Annotated in this window: 22 protein-coding genes; 12 read left to right on the forward strand and 10 right to left on the reverse strand. The window is 59.8% G+C overall.

Annotated features, from left to right (window positions below; all coding sequences use genetic code 11):
• Nucleotides 1-142 precede the first annotated feature (142 nt).
• The 7 genes from rplU to ODQ19_RS16460 all read left to right on the forward strand — a co-directional run bounded on the left by rplU (nucleotide 143) and on the right by ODQ19_RS16460 (nucleotide 5,781).
• The gene (gene rplU, locus ODQ19_RS16430; RefSeq protein WP_007950961.1) at nucleotides 143-457 is read left to right on the forward strand and encodes a 50S ribosomal protein L21; all 315 of its coding nucleotides are present in this window, start codon (nucleotides 143-145) and stop codon (nucleotides 455-457) included.
• Nucleotides 458-491: 34 nt separating this feature from the next.
• On the forward strand, nucleotides 492-749 hold the full coding sequence (gene rpmA / locus ODQ19_RS16435; RefSeq protein ID WP_003176049.1) for a 50S ribosomal protein L27: 258 nt from the start codon (nucleotides 492-494) through the stop codon (nucleotides 747-749).
• Nucleotides 750-941: 192 nt separating this feature from the next.
• Nucleotides 942-2,165, forward strand: coding sequence for an Obg family GTPase CgtA (cgtA, locus tag ODQ19_RS16440; RefSeq protein WP_003194084.1), 1,224 nt, complete (start codon nucleotides 942-944; stop codon nucleotides 2,163-2,165).
• 109 nt (nucleotides 2,166-2,274) lie between these two features.
• On the forward strand, nucleotides 2,275-3,393 hold the full coding sequence (proB, locus tag ODQ19_RS16445; protein ID WP_116666443.1) for a glutamate 5-kinase: 1,119 nt from the start codon (nucleotides 2,275-2,277) through the stop codon (nucleotides 3,391-3,393).
• 16 nt (nucleotides 3,394-3,409) lie between these two features.
• The gene (locus tag ODQ19_RS16450; protein WP_032879534.1) at nucleotides 3,410-3,874 is read left to right on the forward strand and encodes a CreA family protein; all 465 of its coding nucleotides are present in this window, start codon (nucleotides 3,410-3,412) and stop codon (nucleotides 3,872-3,874) included.
• A gap of 102 nt (nucleotides 3,875-3,976) precedes the next feature.
• On the forward strand, nucleotides 3,977-4,459 hold the full coding sequence (locus ODQ19_RS16455) for a glutathione peroxidase (RefSeq protein ID WP_116666444.1): 483 nt from the start codon (nucleotides 3,977-3,979) through the stop codon (nucleotides 4,457-4,459).
• Nucleotides 4,460-4,677: 218 nt separating this feature from the next.
• A complete protein-coding gene (locus tag ODQ19_RS16460; protein ID WP_330210640.1) occupies nucleotides 4,678-5,781 on the forward strand; it encodes an NADH:flavin oxidoreductase in 1,104 nt (367 codons plus the stop codon).
• Here ODQ19_RS16460 and ODQ19_RS16465 read toward each other — a convergent pair.
• Nucleotides 5,750-6,952, reverse strand: a complete 1,203-nt coding sequence (locus ODQ19_RS16465) for a glycosyltransferase family 4 protein (protein WP_330210641.1) — start codon at nucleotides 6,950-6,952, stop codon at nucleotides 5,750-5,752. The genes ODQ19_RS16460 and ODQ19_RS16465 overlap by 32 nt on opposite strands.
• Before the next feature lie 54 nt (nucleotides 6,953-7,006).
• A complete protein-coding gene (gene cysZ, locus ODQ19_RS16470) occupies nucleotides 7,007-7,771 on the reverse strand; it encodes a sulfate transporter CysZ (protein ID WP_330210642.1) in 765 nt (254 codons plus the stop codon).
• A 293-nt stretch (nucleotides 7,772-8,064) separates the two neighbouring features.
• On the opposite strand from cysZ, the gene trxB reads away from it, so the two are divergent.
• Complete coding sequence (gene trxB, locus ODQ19_RS16475; protein WP_003194076.1) at nucleotides 8,065-9,027, forward strand: thioredoxin-disulfide reductase; 963 nt, start codon at nucleotides 8,065-8,067, stop codon at nucleotides 9,025-9,027.
• 169 nt (nucleotides 9,028-9,196) lie between these two features.
• Here trxB and ODQ19_RS16480 read toward each other — a convergent pair whose 3' ends face one another.
• Genes ODQ19_RS16480 through ODQ19_RS16505 form a run of 6 tightly spaced genes read right to left on the reverse strand, consistent with a single transcriptional unit; the run spans nucleotide 9,197 to nucleotide 12,120 of the window.
• Nucleotides 9,197-9,535 carry a HopJ type III effector protein gene (locus ODQ19_RS16480; protein WP_330210643.1) on the reverse strand — a complete coding sequence of 113 codons (339 nt, stop codon included), beginning with the start codon at nucleotides 9,533-9,535 and terminating at the stop codon, nucleotides 9,197-9,199.
• Nucleotides 9,528-9,824: a DUF1244 domain-containing protein gene (locus tag ODQ19_RS16485; protein ID WP_032879544.1), complete on the reverse strand. Its 297-nt coding sequence runs from the start codon at nucleotides 9,822-9,824 to the stop codon at nucleotides 9,528-9,530. Before ODQ19_RS16485 ends, ODQ19_RS16480 begins: the two co-directional genes overlap by 8 nt.
• 15 nt (nucleotides 9,825-9,839) lie before the next feature.
• A complete protein-coding gene (gene folX, locus ODQ19_RS16490) occupies nucleotides 9,840-10,211 on the reverse strand; it encodes a dihydroneopterin triphosphate 2'-epimerase (protein ID WP_003194073.1) in 372 nt (123 codons plus the stop codon).
• A 2-nt stretch (nucleotides 10,212-10,213) separates the two neighbouring features.
• Entirely contained in the window at nucleotides 10,214-10,774 is a 561-nt protein-coding gene (gene folE / locus ODQ19_RS16495) for a GTP cyclohydrolase I FolE (protein ID WP_003194072.1), read from the reverse strand.
• A gap of 20 nt (nucleotides 10,775-10,794) precedes the next feature.
• Nucleotides 10,795-11,505, reverse strand: coding sequence for a dihydromonapterin reductase (gene folM, locus ODQ19_RS16500; protein WP_330210644.1), 711 nt, complete (start codon nucleotides 11,503-11,505; stop codon nucleotides 10,795-10,797).
• A 57-nt stretch (nucleotides 11,506-11,562) separates the two neighbouring features.
• Nucleotides 11,563-12,120 carry an antibiotic biosynthesis monooxygenase gene (locus tag ODQ19_RS16505; RefSeq protein WP_032895348.1) on the reverse strand — a complete coding sequence of 186 codons (558 nt, stop codon included), beginning with the start codon at nucleotides 12,118-12,120 and terminating at the stop codon, nucleotides 11,563-11,565.
• Nucleotides 12,121-12,333: 213 nt separating this feature from the next.
• Here ODQ19_RS16505 and ODQ19_RS16510 point away from each other — a divergent pair, with 213 nt between their 5' ends.
• Entirely contained in the window at nucleotides 12,334-13,302 is a 969-nt protein-coding gene (locus tag ODQ19_RS16510; RefSeq protein WP_330210645.1) for a MerR family transcriptional regulator, read from the forward strand.
• Here ODQ19_RS16510 and ODQ19_RS16515 read toward each other — a convergent pair.
• On the reverse strand, nucleotides 13,293-13,898 hold the full coding sequence (locus ODQ19_RS16515; protein ID WP_032895350.1) for a hypothetical protein: 606 nt from the start codon (nucleotides 13,896-13,898) through the stop codon (nucleotides 13,293-13,295). The genes ODQ19_RS16510 and ODQ19_RS16515 overlap by 10 nt on opposite strands.
• A 58-nt stretch (nucleotides 13,899-13,956) precedes the next feature.
• Complete coding sequence (locus ODQ19_RS16520) at nucleotides 13,957-14,424, reverse strand: PAS domain-containing protein (protein WP_116666703.1); 468 nt, start codon at nucleotides 14,422-14,424, stop codon at nucleotides 13,957-13,959.
• A gap of 129 nt (nucleotides 14,425-14,553) precedes the next feature.
• On the opposite strand from ODQ19_RS16520, the gene ODQ19_RS16525 reads away from it, so the two are divergent.
• The 3 genes from ODQ19_RS16525 to ODQ19_RS16535 all read left to right on the forward strand — a co-directional run bounded on the left by ODQ19_RS16525 (nucleotide 14,554) and on the right by ODQ19_RS16535 (nucleotide 16,869).
• A complete protein-coding gene (locus tag ODQ19_RS16525; RefSeq protein ID WP_330210646.1) occupies nucleotides 14,554-15,009 on the forward strand; it encodes a flavodoxin in 456 nt (151 codons plus the stop codon).
• A gap of 175 nt (nucleotides 15,010-15,184) precedes the next feature.
• A complete protein-coding gene (locus tag ODQ19_RS16530) occupies nucleotides 15,185-15,967 on the forward strand; it encodes a class II aldolase/adducin family protein (RefSeq protein WP_330210647.1) in 783 nt (260 codons plus the stop codon).
• On the forward strand, nucleotides 15,967-16,869 hold the full coding sequence (locus ODQ19_RS16535) for an alpha/beta fold hydrolase (RefSeq protein ID WP_330210648.1): 903 nt from the start codon (nucleotides 15,967-15,969) through the stop codon (nucleotides 16,867-16,869). The genes ODQ19_RS16530 and ODQ19_RS16535 overlap by 1 nt, the downstream gene beginning before the upstream one ends.
• Nucleotides 16,870-16,955 lie beyond the last annotated feature (86 nt).

Genomic DNA, 16,955 nt, shown 5'->3' on the forward strand with positions numbered 1-16,955 from the left:
TTGCGTACAATCGCGCACCCTGAACTTCCTGGGCAGCACCTGCCTTACGCAATTGCATTCGGGACGTCCATCCCATGCAGCCATGCCAGCCAATACCTCTTCTTATAAAGCGCTGGGTGAGCAGGATTATCGGAGAAATACCATGTCGTACGCAGTAATTGTTACTGGTGGCAAGCAATACAAAGTCGCCCCAGGTGAATACCTGAAGATCGAGAAACTGGAAGTCGCTACTGGCGAATCCGTTACTTTTGATCGCGTTCTGTTGGTCGCCAATGGCGATGACGTGAACATCGGCGCTCCAGTTGTTGCTGGCGCTACCGTTGTGGCTGAAGTGATCTCCCAAGGTCGTCACGATAAAGTCCGCATCATCAAGTTCCGTCGTCGTAAGCACCACATGAAGCGTATGGGCCACCGCCAGTGGTACACCGAGATCAAAATCACCGGTATTCAGGCTTAATTTCAGCCTAATTCCTCACTAGGAGAATTGACTCATGGCACACAAAAAAGCTGGTGGTAGTACCCGTAACGGTCGCGACTCAGAAGCCAAACGTCTTGGCGTGAAGATGTATGGCGGCCAGAAAATCATTCCGGGCAACATCATCGTGCGTCAGCGCGGCACCCAATTCCACGCCGGTTACGGTGTTGGCATGGGTAAAGATCACACCCTCTTCGCTAAAATCGAAGGCGTGATCAAGTTCGAAGTAAAGGGCGCGTTCAACCGCCGTTACGTGAGCGTTGTCGCAGCTTAATTGCGAGATCGCTGGGAAAGCCCTGTCTTGCGACGGGGCTTTTTCGTTTGTGGAGTGAGTCTCTTGCAAAGCTGTCTGTGATGAGCTCAGGCGCTGGTTTGCGGTCGCTGATTGAGGTCGCTGCGCTCATTTTTGCAAGAGTCTTATGTCTTGGTTTCTTAAGCTCGTCCACGCGGCGAGAGGCGTTTTGTTATGAAGTTCGTTGATGAAGTTTCCATCCGAGTAAAAGCAGGCGACGGCGGTAACGGTTGCATGAGTTTCCGTCGCGAAAAATTCATCGAAAACGGTGGCCCGAACGGCGGTGACGGCGGTGACGGTGGTTCCATCTACATGATGGCCGACGAGAACCTCAATACTCTGGTCGACTACCGTTACACCCGGCATTTCGATGCCGAGCGTGGCTCCAACGGCGGCAGCACCGACTGCACCGGTAAAAAAGGTGAAGACCTGGTACTGCGCGTACCGGTCGGCACCACGATCATCGACTCCGCGACCCAGGAAGTGATTGGCGACCTGACCAAGGCCGGCCAGAAACTGATGGTTGTGCAGGGTGGCTGGCACGGTCTGGGTAACACCCGATTCAAGTCCAGTACCAACCGTGCACCGCGCCAGACCACGCCGGGCAAGCCGGGCGAGCAGCGCGACCTGAAGCTGGAAATGAAAGTACTGGCGGACGTGGGCCTGCTGGGCCTGCCGAACGCGGGTAAAAGTACCTTCATCCGCTCGGTATCGGCCGCCAAGCCGAAAGTTGCCGACTACCCGTTCACTACCCTGGTGCCAAACCTGGGCGTGGTCAGTGTCGACCGCTGGAAAAGCTTCGTGGTTGCCGACATTCCTGGCTTGATCGAAGGCGCTTCCGACGGCGCGGGCCTGGGTATCCGCTTCCTCAAGCACTTGTCCCGCACCCGTTTGCTGCTTCACCTCGTCGACATGGCGCCGCTGGATGACACCAGTGCCGCCGATGCCGCCGAAGTGATCGTCAGCGAGCTGACCAAGTTCAGCCCGGCCCTGGCCGAGCGCGATCGCTGGTTGGTACTGAACAAGTGCGACCAAATCCTTGAAGAAGAGCACGAAGAGCGCGTCAAGGAGATCGTTGATCGCCTGGAGTGGGAAGGTCCGGTTTATGTCATCTCGGCCATCGCCAAAGAAGGCACCGAGCGCCTGACCCGCGACATCATGCGTTACCTGGAAGACCGTGCCGACCGCCTGGCGGCCGACCCTGTGTACAAGGCCGAACTCGCCGAACTCGACCAGCAGATCGAAGACGAGGCCCGTGCCCAGTTGCAGGCCCTGGACGACCAGCGCGCCCTGCGCCGCAGCGGCGTGAAGTCGGTCCACGACATCGGCGACGATGATTGGGACGAAGAAGACGTGGATGATGAAGACGGTCCGGAAATCATTTACGTGCGTGACTGATCCGTTGCGATAAACTTGAACGCCGCTCCCTGGAGCGGCGTTTTGGTATCCGGGTATAACGTTATGGGCAGCGCTGGGTCGCGCGGCCCTCACTCTAAGGTTGAAGATGATGCGGAGCAAAGTGACAGGTGCGCAGCGCTGGGTCGTGAAAATCGGCAGTGCGCTGTTGACGGCGGATGGCAAAGGTCTGGATCGCGCAGCCATGAGCGTCTGGGTCGAGCAGATGGTGGCCTTGCATGAAGCAGGCGTTGAGTTGGTGCTGGTGTCGTCCGGAGCGGTTGCCGCCGGGATGAGCCGCCTCGGCTGGACCGCGCGACCCAGCGCGATGCACGAACTGCAAGCCGCCGCTGCCATCGGCCAGATGGGCCTGGTGCAAGCCTGGGAATCCAGCTTTGCCGAGCACGGCCGCCACACGGCGCAGGTGCTGTTGACCCACGACGACCTGTCCGACCGCAAGCGCTACCTCAACGCTCGCAGCACCTTGCGCGCGCTGGTGGAGCTCAAGGTTATCCCGGTCATCAACGAGAACGACACCGTGGTCACCGACGAAATCCGCTTCGGTGACAACGACACCCTGGCCGCCCTGGTGGCCAACCTGGTAGAGGCCGACTTGTTGGTGATCCTCACCGACCGCGATGGCATGTTCGACGCCGACCCGCGCAACAACCCCGATGCCCAGCTTATCTACGAAGCCCGCGCCGATGACCCGGCACTGGATGCGGTCGCCGGCAGTGTCGGCGGTGCCCTGGGCCGTGGCGGTATGCAGACCAAACTGCGCGCCGCTCGCCTGGCTGCGCGTTCCGGTGCCCATACCATCATCGTTGGTGGGCGCCTGGAGCGTGTGCTGGATCGCCTCAAGGCCGGTGAGCGCATCGGTACGCTGCTGTCGCCGGAGCGCGGCATGCTGGCGGCGCGCAAGCAGTGGTTGGCCGGGCATCTGCAAACCCGTGGCACTCTGGTGCTGGACGAGGGCGCGGTGTCGGCGTTGTCCCAAGGCAACAAGAGCTTGCTGCCGGTGGGCGTCAAGCTGGTGCAGGGCAGCTTCCGCCGTGGTGAGATGGTGGTGTGCGTCGCGCCGGACGGTCGTGAGATTGCCCGTGGCCTGGCCAACTACAGCGCCCTTGAAGCACAGAAGATTATTGGACAATCGTCTGACGCGATTGTCGGACTCTTGGGTTACATGGCGGAACCGGAACTGGTGCACCGCGACAACCTCATCCTGGTTTAAACGAAAGGAATACCCGATGCGTGTAATGAAGGGATTACTCGGCCTGTTATTGCTCATGCCACTGCTGGCCTCGGCCGAAGAAATCGCCCAGGTCTCGACGGTGTTCAAGTTTGTCGGCCCTAACGACCGGATTGTGGTCGAAGCGTTTGACGACCCCAAGGTCGATGGCGTGACGTGCTACTTGTCCCGCGCCAAGACTGGCGGGGTAAAGGGCGGGCTGGGCCTGGCCGAAGACCGTGCCGAGGCCTCGATCGCTTGCCGCCAGGTGGGCCCTATCCACTTCAAGGGTGAGCTCAAGGACGGCGACGAAGTGTTCAAGGAGCGCACCTCGCTGGTGTTCAAGACCATGCAGGTCGTGCGTTTCCTCGACAAGAAGCGCAACACCCTGGTGTATCTGGTCTACAGCGACCGCCTGATCGAAGGCAGCCCGCAGAATGCGGTGACGGCGATTCCGATTTTGCCCTGGCCGACCGCTCAGTAACCGGCAGGCGAGTTTCGTCACCGGCGTCTATGATTGCAGCTTTGCCGGTTGTAAGCTCCGAAGGGCTGCAATGCAAAGAACATGGGATATCTGGAGTTCGTCATGAGTGCTTTCCACGATCTGAAACTCAAAGCCTTGGACGGACAAGCGCTACCGCTGGCGCCTTTCAAGGGCCAAGTCGTGCTGGTGGTCAATGTGGCGTCCAAGTGTGGTTTGACCCCGCAATACGCGGCGTTGGAGAGCCTCTACCAGCAGTACAAGGACCAGGGGTTCACAGTGCTCGGCTTGCCATGCAACCAGTTTGCAGGCCAGGAGCCGGGCACCGAGGAGCAGATTCAGCAGTTCTGTAGCCTGAACTACGGCGTGACTTTTCCACTGGGCAGCAAGATCGAGGTCAACGGCCCTGATCGGCATCAGTTGTACCGTTTGCTGGCGGGCGAGGGCGCTGAATTCCCCGGGGATATCACCTGGAACTTCGAGAAATTCCTGTTGGGTAAAGATGGCCGCGTCCTTGCACGCTTCTCACCACGTACGCCCCCCGAAGATCCCTCCATCATCCAGGCCATCGAAAAAGCCCTCAGCTGACTCCGACCCACTGTAGGAGCGAGCTTGCTCGCGAAAATCGCCAATGATGACGCGTGCTTCCGGAAATACGCGGCGTCCTCAGGTTCCTCGCGAGCAAGCTCGCTCCTACAGGTATTCGGGTACTTCTATACCTTAATCATTTAGATCAATAGTGCTATGAGTGGCGCTTTAGTCTCCATATTATCCACGTCATAAATTTCTTAGCCGTGGAGCGCTCCATGCCCGTCCAAGCCTTGTTCAAACCCTTCCAACTCGGCGCATTGCAACTGTCGACCCGCGTGGTCATGGCGCCCATGACCCGCTCGTTCTCCCCAGGTGGCGTACCTAATTCGAAAGTCATTGAGTACTACCGTCGCCGTGCCGCTGCTGGCGTGGGCTTGATCATCACCGAAGGCACGGTGGTCGGGCACCAGGCCTCCAATGGCTATCCCAACGTGCCGCATTTCTACGGTGAGGCCGCACTGGCTGGTTGGAAGAAAGTGGTCGATGCGGTCCACGCCGAAGGCGGCAAGATTGTCCCGCAGCTGTGGCATGTGGGCAGTGTGCGCCGTATCGGTACCGAACCTGACGCCAGCGTCCCGGCCTATGGCCCGATGGAAAAGCTCAAGGACGGCAACGTGGTTGTCCATGGCATGACGAAGCAGGACATCGCGGAGGTGATCAACGCCTTCGCCCAAGCCGCCAAGGATGCCCAGGCGATCGGCATGGACGGCGTGGAAATCCACGGTGCCCATGGCTACCTCGTCGACCAGTTTTTCTGGGAAGGCAGCAACCAGCGCACCGACGAATATGGTGGCAGCCTGGCCAACCGCTCGCGCTTCGCCCTCGAACTGATCCAGGCGACCCGCGCCGCTGTTGGCCCGGACTTTCCGATTATCTTGCGTTTCTCCCAGTGGAAGCAGCAGGACTACACCGCACGCCTGGTACAAACCCATGAAGCGTTGGGTGAGTTCCTCAAGCCATTGTCTGACGCTGGCGTGGATATTTTCCACTGTTCCACCCGTCGTTTCTGGGAGCCTGAATTTGAAGGCTCGGACCTCAACCTGGCCGGCTGGACGCGTCAGCTCACCGGCAAGCCAACCATCACGGTGGGCAGCGTGGGCTTGGATGGCGAGTTCCTGCAGTTCATGGTCAACACCGACAAGATCGCCCAGCCTGCCAGCCTGGAGAAACTGCTGGAGCGCCTGAATAACGATGAGTTCGACCTCGTGGCAGTGGGGCGAGCCTTGTTGGTCGACCCGGATTGGGCCGTGAAGGTGCGCGAAGGGCGCGAGGGCGACATCTTGCCCTTCAGTCGTGAGGCGTTGATGACTCTGGTGTGAGCGGTGAGAGGGCAGGCACCGGTTGACCGTCCTCGCATACCCCACGCAACTGGCGCTCGAATTGCTCGATAATCGCCGGCCAGCCCTGACGGCTGGCATGTTGTCGGGCATTCAAGCGCACTCTGCGCAACGTTTCACGCTCCTCCAGCAGCCAGATGGCTGCGTCGCAAAATGCGTCTTCATCCCCAGGCATTGCCAGTGCGCCGCTATAGCCATGACGTAGATGCTGGCTTGCAGCAGCCTGGTCGTAAGCCACCACTCCCAGGCCAGACGCCATCGCTTCGAGCACCACATTGCCGAAGGTTTCGGTCAGGCTGGGAAACAGGAACAGATCCCCTGAGGCGTAATGCCTTGCCAGCTCTTCGCCGCGTTGAGTGCCGCAGAACACCGCATCGGGCAGCTCGCGTTCCAGCGATGCACGCTGGGGGCCATCACCGACGACAATCAGCTTCATCCTCCGTAGTGGGTAGGTATCCTGTAACGCATCAAAGCAACGTTTGAGCAGCCCCAGATTCTTCTCCTGGGCCAGGCGTCCCACATGCAGCACGGCGACATCGCCGCTCTCCAAACCCCAACTCTCACGCAAGGCATTATCGCGTTTGGCAGGGTGGAACAGTTGGCTGTCCACACCCCGCGACAACATGCCCAGGCGCTCGAAATGTCGGCGCTCTAGTTCCAGGCGCTGACTGGCGCTGGGTACCAGTGTCAAGGTTGAGCGGTTATGAAACCAGCGCAGGTAATGGGTGACCATGCGACTTAACAGGCTCAAACCGTATTGGTTGGAGTACTGCTGAAAATTGGTGTGAAAACCGCTGACCACGCTGATGCCCAGGCGCCGAGCTGCACGTAATGCAGACAGCCCTAACGGCCCTTCGGTAGCGATATAGAGCACATCCGGGCGCTGGCGCGTCCAACGGCGCAGCAACTTGTGCATCGACGACTGACCCCATTGCAGGCCTGGATAGCCAGGCAGTGGCCAGCCGCGGCACAGCAGCAGTTCATCATCGCTGGGGCGGCTTTGGTCGGTACTTTGGCGTGGGCGTACCAGCTCGACCTGATGGCCGCGTGAGCGCAAGCCCTCGCACAGGCGGCCAAGGGTATTGGCCACCCCGTTGATTTCCGGCGGGAAGGTTTCGGTAATGAGGGTGATGTGAAGCGAGGCTGTCGTCATGACCCACAGTGTCGGCGTGGGCCATGTCGCCATTGTGTCAGTGCGATGATGGATTTATGACGTGGCCACCGCTTGCTTCTCCATTGCCTCGGCGCCTTGTTCTCGCACCCAGAACAACGTCGCGCCGGCCACCGCCGCAGGCATCATCAATAGGTTGACCACCGGCACCAGCAGTACCAGGTAGACAATGCCGCCAAAACTCATGCTCTGCCAGCGTTTCTGGCGCAGCCACGCGAGCATCTCGTTCCAGCCCAGCTTATGGTTATCGGCCGGGTAGTCGATGTACTGGATCGCCATCATCCAGACGCCAAACAGCAGCCACAACGGCGCCGCGATCAGGTTGACCACCGGGATGAACGACAGGATAAACAGGCCGATGGCACGTGGCAGGAAGTAACCCAGCTTGCGCATCTCCCGCGCCAGGGTGCGTGGGACCATGGCTGCCAGTTCGGCCCAACTGAACGGCGGGAAGTCATCGGTGCCGCGTACCACGACCTCGACTTTCTCGGCGAGAAACCCGTTGAACGGCGCGGCGATGATATTGGCGAGCATGGTGAACGTGAAAAACACCATCAGCAACACCAGCACGACAAACAGTGGCCACAACAGGTAATTCAAAAAGCCTAGCCAGTGGGGCAGCGTCGGCATCAAGCTGTCGACCCACAGGCTGAACTGATGGCCGGCGAAATAGATCAACCCGACGAACAGCACCAGGTTGATCGCCAACGGCAGCAACACAAACAGGCGCAGGCCAGGGCTCAACACCAGTTTGAGGCCTTCACGCAGGTATTGCGGGCCGGAAAGAGCAGGGGCGGGCATGGAGTACTCCGAGCAAAATGGCGAACGCGCCGACCTTACCGGCTTTGCACCTGTTGTGAAAGCGCGGGTAGGTAGGCGACATCCAGGGTTACAAAGGTGTCGATTAGCTCAATCGCGCGCATAGAGAACACCTATGAGCTGGATTGTTAATGCGTATTTCCTTAATCTTGCCCCCCTCGATACGCTGCACCCATTATTTTCAGGACCTGGCGAGTCAAAGCCTTCCCCAAGTGCTTCGCCGTCCTTTTTTATTCCCGCCGCCCTGTGGTCCGGGCGGTCGGTAGGAGTGAGTCATGTCTGATACCCGTCATTCCCGAGTGATTATTCTCGGTTCCGGCCCTGCCGGTTACAGCGCCGCTGTCTACGCTGCCCGGGCCAATCTCAAGCCGCTGCTGATCACCGGCATGCAGGCGGGCGGTCAGTTGACCACCACTACTGAAGTCGACAACTGGCCTGGCGATGTCCATGGTTTGACCGGCCCGGTGCTGATGGAGCGTATGAAAGAGCACGCCGAGCGCTTTGAAACCGAGATCGTCTTCGACCATATCAACAAGGTCGACTTCTCGAAAAAGCCTTACAGCCTGACCGGTGACAGCGGTGTGTACACCTGCGACGCGCTGATCATCGCCACCGGCGCCAGTGCACGTTACCTGGGCCTGCCGTCGGAAGAAGCGTTCATGGGCAAGGGCGTTTCGGCCTGCGCCACTTGCGATGGTTTCTTCTACCGCAACAAGCCGGTTGCCGTGGTCGGTGGTGGCAACACTGCCGTGGAAGAGGCGCTGTACCTGGCCAACATCGCCAGCACCGTGACTCTGGTTCACCGCCGCGAGACCTTCCGCGCCGAGAAGATCCTGATCGACAAGCTGCACGCCCGTGTCGCCGAAGGCAAGATCATCCTCAAGCTCAACGCCACCCTGGATGAAGTCCTGGGCGACAACATGGGTGTGACCGGTGCCCGCCTGAAAAACAACGACGGCAGCTTCGACGAGCTGAAAGTCGACGGCGTGTTCATCGCCATCGGCCACACCCCGAACACCTCGCTCTTCGAAGGCGTGCTGGAAGCCAAAGACGGGTACCTGGTGGTGCAAGGCGGCCGTGAAGGCAATGCGACCGCGACCAACATCGAAGGTATCTTCGCTGCCGGCGACGTGGCAGACCACGTCTACCGACAGGCCATCACCTCGGCCGGCGCCGGTTGCATGGCGGCCCTGGATGCCGAGCGTTACCTCGACGGTTTGAAGGACGCTTCGTTCTAAACCCGTTGACTCAAAAAAACCGGCGAAAGCCGGTTTTTTTATGCCTGCGATATAGCCGAGACACCGCAAAACAAATGTGGGAGCTGGCTTGCCTGCGATAGCGGTGTGATAGTCACCACCGTCATCGCGGGCAAGCCCGGCTCCCACATTGAGCGGGGTTGGTTATGAATCAGCGGCGAGTCAGAGGCTGTTCAGCAAACTTCACTGCGGCCAACCCATGGGCAATCAGCGCCCGAATATTGCCATGGTCACTGCCGTCCGGAGTAGCCACCACCGAACGGTAATGCTCACCAAACGCCAGCAACGCTTCTTGATCGCTCAAGCCTTCCAACAAGGCCAAGCCCAGGGTCTTGCACGACCCTTCATTCTGCCCAGCGGCATTTTCCACACCGCCGTTGGTGAAAGCTTGCGGCTGGTAGTCATAACCGGCCGCGACGAACGCCAGGGTATCGGCAAAGACGTGTTCGCCACTGTTGAGGCTGGCGCGCAGGTTGTTCAAATCAGTCATGAGGCTTTCCTTTGGCGAACGCGGCCTGTTGGTCGGCGTTGGCTTCTTGCTGGTATTGGGCTTTCCACTCGGCGTACGGCATGCCGTACACCACTTCACGGGCGTCATCGAGGCTGACCTCGATCTGGCGTTCGTCGGCTTCGGCCTTGTACCACTTGGACAGGCAGTTGCGGCAGAAGCCGGCGAGGTTCATCAGGTCGATATTCTGCACATCCTTGCGGCTGTCCAGATGGGCCACCAGTCGGCGAAAAGCGGCGGCTTCGAGTTCGAGGCGTTGTTGGTCGTTCATAGGGCTCACTTAATATCAGCGGCTGGCGGCCAGAGTGATCGAAACCGACTCGGCAAAGCGCAGCGCGTGGGGCTTGTCCACTTCGACTTCGGCGTACAGCACCGATTCGTTGCTCATCACCAGGTCCAGCAGTTCCTGGGTCAGGCGCTCCAGCAGGGCAAAGCGGTTGCCTTCGACATGAGCGATGATGGCCTTGGTGATGGTGCGGTAGTTCAGGGCGTGGTCGATATCGTTGTCACGCACGGCCTCCTGGGCGGCATACAGGATGGTCAGGTTGATCAGCACATCCTGCTTGTTGAGGATCTCGTCCTCGTTGATGCCGATAAAGGTGCGCAGGCACAGGTCCTTGACCCGGATACGCGCCATGCCTGGTTGAAGTTGTGGCATTGCTACTTGCTCCGTCCAATCAGTTGCAGGAACTCCATGCGGGTGGTGTTCGACTCGCGAAAGGCGCCGAGCATCACCGAGGTGTTCATGGTTGAATTCTGTTTCTCTACGCCGCGCATCATCATGCACATGTGCTTGGCTTCGATCACCACCGCCACGCCAGCGGCCTGGGTCACGTCCTGGATGGCGTCGGCGATTTGCCGCGTGAGGTTTTCCTGGATCTGCAGGCGCCGGGCGAACATGTCGACAATGCGCGCCAGTTTTGACAGGCCCAGCACCTTGCCGGTCGGAATATAGGCCACATGGGCCTTGCCGATAAAGGGCAGCAGGTGATGCTCGCACAACGAGTACAACTCGATGTCCTTGAGGATCACCATCTCGTCATTGTCGGACGCAAACAGTGCGCCGTTGACGATTTCTTCCAGGTTCTGCTCATAGCCGTGACACAGGTACTGCATGGCCTTGGCGGCACGCTTGGGCGTGTCGAGCAGGCCCTCGCGCTGCGGGTCTTCGCCCAGGCCCTTGAGGATCTCGCGGTAGTGGTGGGGCAGGGATAAGGTCATACAACATCCTCGCAAACGGCTTACTTGATATGCCGCCCGCCGTTGACGGTCAGGGTGGTACCAGTGACATAGGGGTTGTCCAGCAGGTAACGCACGCTCTGGTAGATCACCTCAGGCCCGGGCTCGATGCCCAGGGCCGACTTGGCCAGGACCTTGGCGCGATAGGCCGCGTCGTCGCTTTCGTTGAACATCACCATCGCCGGGGCGATACCGTTGACCTTGATCCGCGGCGCGAACTGCGCGGCAAACGATAGCGTGAGGCTGTCGAGGCCGGCCTTGGTGGCGCAATAGGCGATGTGCTGCCGGCTGCCCTTGCGCACCACGTCATCGCTGATATGCACGATATCGGCAGGTGTCGAGCGTTGCAGCAAAGGTGAACAATGCAGGTTGATCAGGTACGGCGCAAGCATGTGCACGCTGAACATGTCGATAAAGGCACGGCTTTCGTCGCTCGGGGTTTCGGCGACCCAGGCTGAAGCGTTGTGGATGATTGCTCGCAGGCTTTGAGTATGGTTTTTCACTGCGGCAATGAAAGCCAGCACTCCGGCTTCGCTGGAGAAGTCGGCAAACACACCGATGGCACCCCGTTCACGCAGTGCCTGCACGCCGGGACGTTCGCTGCGGTAGCTGAATATCACCGATTGGCCTTCATCCAACAGGCGCTCGGCACAATGCAGGCCGACACGCTGGCCGGCACCGGTGATCAGGATCGGAGCGTTGGTTGCATTCATGGGAGGCTCAAGTCGCTGGCAGGCTCAAACTATACCAGCGCCCCGGCCTCCCTGTACTCAAGCGGCGGCTTCAGTGACTTTGCGCGGGGGCGAAGGGTGCAGCCAGTTCGCCAGCAGGTGGGTCGACAGCGGGATAAAGAGATAAACCATCAACGGGGTCAGGGCTGCGGTGCTCACCAGTACGCGGCTGAACAGGTCCAACTCGCTGAGCAGCGGCCCCAGGCCGAAGTTGAACAGCAACGATACCGGGAAAAAAGCCAACCAGATGGCCACCGCCTGTTTCCAGCGTGGCGGGCGTGCACCCACGGCACCAAACCAGCCATCGATACCGCTGACACGGTGCTCCGACGGGTCGGCAAACAGCTCGCTGCCACGGCTCAGCCACGCGCTGCGCGAAGCGGAGAACTCCCATGCGTGCAGGGTCTTTTCATCGGCAAAGCGAAAGATGATCTGGAACTCATCATCATGAGGTGGCGGGGCCAGCACGCCGGAACCCAGGTAACCGGGGAAGTCAGTCGCCAATTGCTCGCCTTCGCGCAGCCAGGCCATCAATTCTTCGTAGCGACCTTTGGCCACGCGGCGCGCAACCATCAAGGTGACGGGTGAGGTAGACATCGTATATCTCCAAATCAGCAAGTGCGCCGAGCCGGGTAGGCGGCGCACGGACGAAGCTGCGGGGTGGTGCAGCGACGCAAAAGAACAGGCAAGGATTATTCCGGTTTTGCCCAAATACGCCAGAAACTTCGGATGGATCGCCGCAGATCTTGAATCATGCAGATCAATCGGCGTTAAATGGTATTCAAATTCATATAAGTTTCTTGACCGCTGATGCCCGAAATCACTGCGCCTTTTCGCGAAACAACACCCGACAGCCACACTGACTGCGATGGGCTGTTTCCGATTCGTGAAGTGGCAAGACTCACAGGCGTAAACCCGGTGACGTTGCGTGCGTGGGAGCGTCGCTACGGTTTGATCCAGCCTGTGCGCACCGAAAGTGGGCACAGGCTTTACTCAAGCACCGATATCGAAACCGTGCACCGCATCCTCGACTGGATCGAGCGGGGCGTGGCGGTGAGCAAAGTCGGCAAGCTTTTGGCGCGCGCCCCACAGCCCAACGAGCCGGCTACCGCGTCTCGCAGCGATACCGAACTGGAGTGGCGCCAATGGCAGGCGCAACTGCGGCAGGCCATCAGTGCTTTTGATGATCGTGAGCTCGACCGGTTGTACGGCCAGATCTTCAGCGTCTATTCGACGACCGTGGTGTTCCAGGACATTTTGGTCCCGCTGTGGCAGCAGTTGTTACGTCACCAAGGCCGCTTTGGCCAAGCCAGCGAGTGGCTGTTCTTCGACAATTTCCTGCGCTCGCGCGTCGCACGGTGCCTGCAAATGGCCTGTGCCTCGCCAGCGCCCCGGGTATTGCTCTCAGCCATTGCCGGAGAGTGCCGTGAGCTGGAGTTGCTGGTGGCGGGCTTGTTGATGTCGAGCGATAAACTGGCGGTCAAGGTCCTGGGCGTTGGCCAGCCACTGGATGAGTTGACGCTGATCTGCGAGCGCACTCGGCCGCAAGCCCTGGTGCTGTTTTCCAACCACGCCCCTGGCGCAGAGCTGGCGTCGCGGCTTAAACGCCTGGCCTTCACCCTCGATTGCCCATTGTTGCTGGCTGGAGAGGCGTCAGAGCTGGCAGAACACAGCCTGGCGGATTCGTCGATTGGTTGCTTGGGCAATGACGGACGCTTGATGCCGCGCCGCTTGCAGCAACTGCTCAGCGGCCATCTGGATCCCGAGTCTCAGGCGTGAACGTGAGGATGCACCAGGCGGTGCTGGTGCAGGATGAACTGGCGTAGCCGTTCGATCTCATCGGCATCGCTTTGGCTCAGGCGATAGGCGAACAGGCCGCGGGCGGTTTCCCGCTCCAGCGTACCGCGCAGGGCGATGCGTTCGTAGCCGGAAGGGCTGAACCACAGGGAAAACGTCTTTGGCGGTTTGACCCGGCCACGCACTTCTACCAGCACCCCTTTGAATGACACTTCGTGCACCCACAGCGCGCTGGGGTAGCCCTTGATGTTTTCCAGCGCCACCGGCGTTTCAAGCGCCAGGCGCCATGGGCGGATCATCGGCCCATCTTCAAAAATACTCGGTACGCCCAGGCGCAAATGCACAGCATGAAACTCATCTTCCACCAGATGCAACGGGAAGGTGAGTTGCTGGTTGTCGAACTGCGCCTGGATGGTGACCTGGTCGTGGGCGGCCAGCCGCGTGAGCAAATCGCGAATCTGCGCCCCGCCATTAACCGTCAGGCTCGACCATGCATCCCGCAGGTTGAGCTGCGGGTTGTGCTGCATGTCCTGGATAAAATCCAGCTCGTCCTGCGTCAATAGCGTGTCGCGTTGCATTGATCTAGCTCAAGGCTGAGGCATTAAAAAGCCATTATCGCTCTAAAGACCGCGTTTTTTACAGTTTGTTAATTCCACTCGTCGCCTTGAGTGCGGCGATCTCACTTTTGAGCTCGGCTAACTGGGCTTCCAGTTGGGCGACGCGCTGCTGTGCCTTGACTTGGGTGGTGACGTCTTTTTGCACGCCGACGAAATAGGTTTGCTTGTCGACCTCGTTGTACACGGTCGAAAGCGATAGCTCGTTCCAGAAAGGCGTGCCGTCCTTGCGAAAGTTGCGCAGGATCTCCCGGCAGGCGCCGCCGTTGTCGAGCGCGTCACGAATGGCGATCAAGGCCGGTTGGTCGCGGTCGCCCGACTGCAGAAAGCGGCAGTCCTGATAGAGGATCTCGTCGAGGGTATAGCCGGTCAGCCGTTCGAAGGCCGGGTTGACGTAGATCAGCGGTTTGTCTTTGCCTTCGCGTTCGGCAACGACGATCCCGTCATTGGACGCATTGACGACCATTTGCAGCAGTTTGGCGTTAATCATTGAGCGGTCCCTGGCCTGGTTTTGACCTTGCCAGTTTATGGCAAGTCTGGAATGTTGCACGGCGCGCACTGAAATATTGGCACAGGCTGCTAATATCCCACGCTTTCACTCAACTACAGGATCAGATTGATGAAAGTCGCCATCCTCTCCGGCTCGGTCTACGGTACGGCTGAAGAAGTCGCTCGCCACGCGGAAGAAATCCTCAAGGACGCAGGTTTCAACGCCTGGCACAACGCGCGTGCCACGCTTGCAGACGTGCAGGCCTTTGCTCCCGATGCATTCCTGGCAGTGACCTCGACCACCGGCATGGGCGAGCTGCCCGACAATCTGCAACCTCTGTACTCAACCCTCCGCGACCAACTGCCCGCCGCCTGGCGCGGCCTGCCGGGAGCGGTCATCGGCCTGGGCGACGCCAGCTACGGCGATACCTTCTGTGGCGGCGGTGAACAAATGCGCGAATTGTTCGGCGAACTGGGCATCCGCGAAGTGCAGCCGATGCTGCGCCTGGACGCCAGCGAGAGCGTCACCCCGGAAGCTGACGCCGAGCCTTGGCTGGCCGATTTGATCACCGCGCTGCGCGGTTGAACCCCAGGGAGCGCCGTTATTGACGGCGCTTGTTTGACACGTATTTGTACTATTCTCTTGACTGACTCGCTCAGTCATCAAGCTGGCTGCCAAGGAAACTCCTTGCACCTGGGCGTCTGACTAGACTGGCTCTCACTTTAGACACCATAAGAAGTGCGCCAAGGAGGTCATTGCCATGAGCCTAGCCCCTGCTCCATCGCCACAGAATGTCAAAGCCCAGGTCAGCCCCGCCGAATGGCAAACGCGCGTGGACCTCGCGGCCTGTTATCGCCTGGTGGCCATGCACGGCTGGGATGACCTGATCTTCACGCATATTTCGGCCAAGGTGCCGGGCACTGAAGATTTTCTGATCAACCCCTATGGGCTGATGTTCCATGAGATCACCGCGTCGAGCCTGGTCAAGGTTGACCAGGCCGGCAATAAGCAAATGGACAGCCCCTACGAGATCAACCCTGCGGGCTACACCATCCACAGCGCCATCCACGAAGTGCGCCACGACGTGACCTGCGTGCTGCACACCCACACTGCTGCGGGCGTGGCGGTGTGTGCGCAAAAGCAGGGTGTGTTGCCCATCAGCCAGCAATCGCTGTTTGTACTGTCTAGCCTCGGCTATCACGCCTATGAGGGCGTGGCGCTCAATCACGAGGAAAAGGCCCGGCTGCAAGCGGATCTGGGCCAGAACAATTTCCTGATGCTGCACAACCACGGCCTGCTGACCTGCGCCGGCACCATCGCCGATACCTTCCTGATGATGTTCACCTTCCAGCGCGCCTGCGAGATCCAGGTGCTGGCCCAGAGCGGCGGCACCGAGTTGATCGCCATCGAGCCGCAGATTCTCGCCGGTGCCAAGGCGATGGTGGCAGCTGTCACAAAAAGCGCCCAAGGTATGGGTGGTGCGCTGGCCTGGCCGGCGCTGCTACGCAAATTGGACCACCAGGACCCCGGGTATAAAAGCTGATGCCACTCGCCGAGATACCGCTCAGAGCCTGGCGCAAGCGCGGCCAGGACTTCGTCTTTCGTGACCACACCGTGCGGTATTGGGTGGCCGGGCAGGGCGAGCCGTTGCTGCTGATTCATGGGTTCCCCACGGCCAGTTGGGACTGGCACTACCTGTGGCAGCCCCTGGCCCAGCGTAACCTGGTGATCGCTTGCGACATGCTCGGCTTTGGCGACTCGGCCAAACCCTTGAACCACGACTATTGCCTGTTGGAACAGGCCGATCTGCAACAGGCGCTGCTTGAGCACCTGCGGGTAGAGCGGCCGGTGCATGTGTTGGCTCATGACTATGGCGACAGCGTCGCCCAGGAGTTATTGGCCCGGCATTACGAGGGGCGGTTCCAGATGGCGAGCTGCGTATTTCTAAACGGCGGGCTGTTTCCGGAAACCCATCGGCCGGCGTTGGTGCAAAAGCTACTGCTCAGCCCGTTGGGCTGGATGATCGGTCGGGCCTTTGGGCGCAATGCCTTGGCCAGCAGTTTCAACCAGATCTTCGGCCCCCAGACGCGACCCAGTGAAAGCGTGCTGGATGATTTCTGGAGTTTGATCAGTTGCAACGACGGCCCGCGTATCCTGCACAAACTCATCGCCTACATTCCCCAGCGTCGTCGTCTGCGCGAGCGCTGGCTGGCGGCCATGCAGCGAGGCGAAGTGCCGTTGCGGGTGATCGACGGTGAGGTCGACCCGATTTCCGGTGCCCATATGGTCGAGCGCTATCGCCAACTGGTGCCCGAGCCCGACACGATAAGACTGGCCAATATCGGCCACTACCCGCAGATCGAGGCGCCGGTCCAAGTGCTCAAGCATTACCAGGCGTTTCGTGAGCGCATCAGCCAGCCTTCATCGCGCGCGGCCTATTCCTGAGCCTGCGCATCATCCTGCTGCCTTATCAAGCACCATTCAGCCCTGGCCGTCTTTATTGTGACCAAAGGCTACGTGCGTGACACTCT

It is taken from the genome of Pseudomonas sp. AM4(2022) (assembly GCF_036346515.1).
In the GTDB taxonomy this organism is placed as follows: domain Bacteria; phylum Pseudomonadota; class Gammaproteobacteria; order Pseudomonadales; family Pseudomonadaceae; genus Aquipseudomonas; species Aquipseudomonas paracarnis.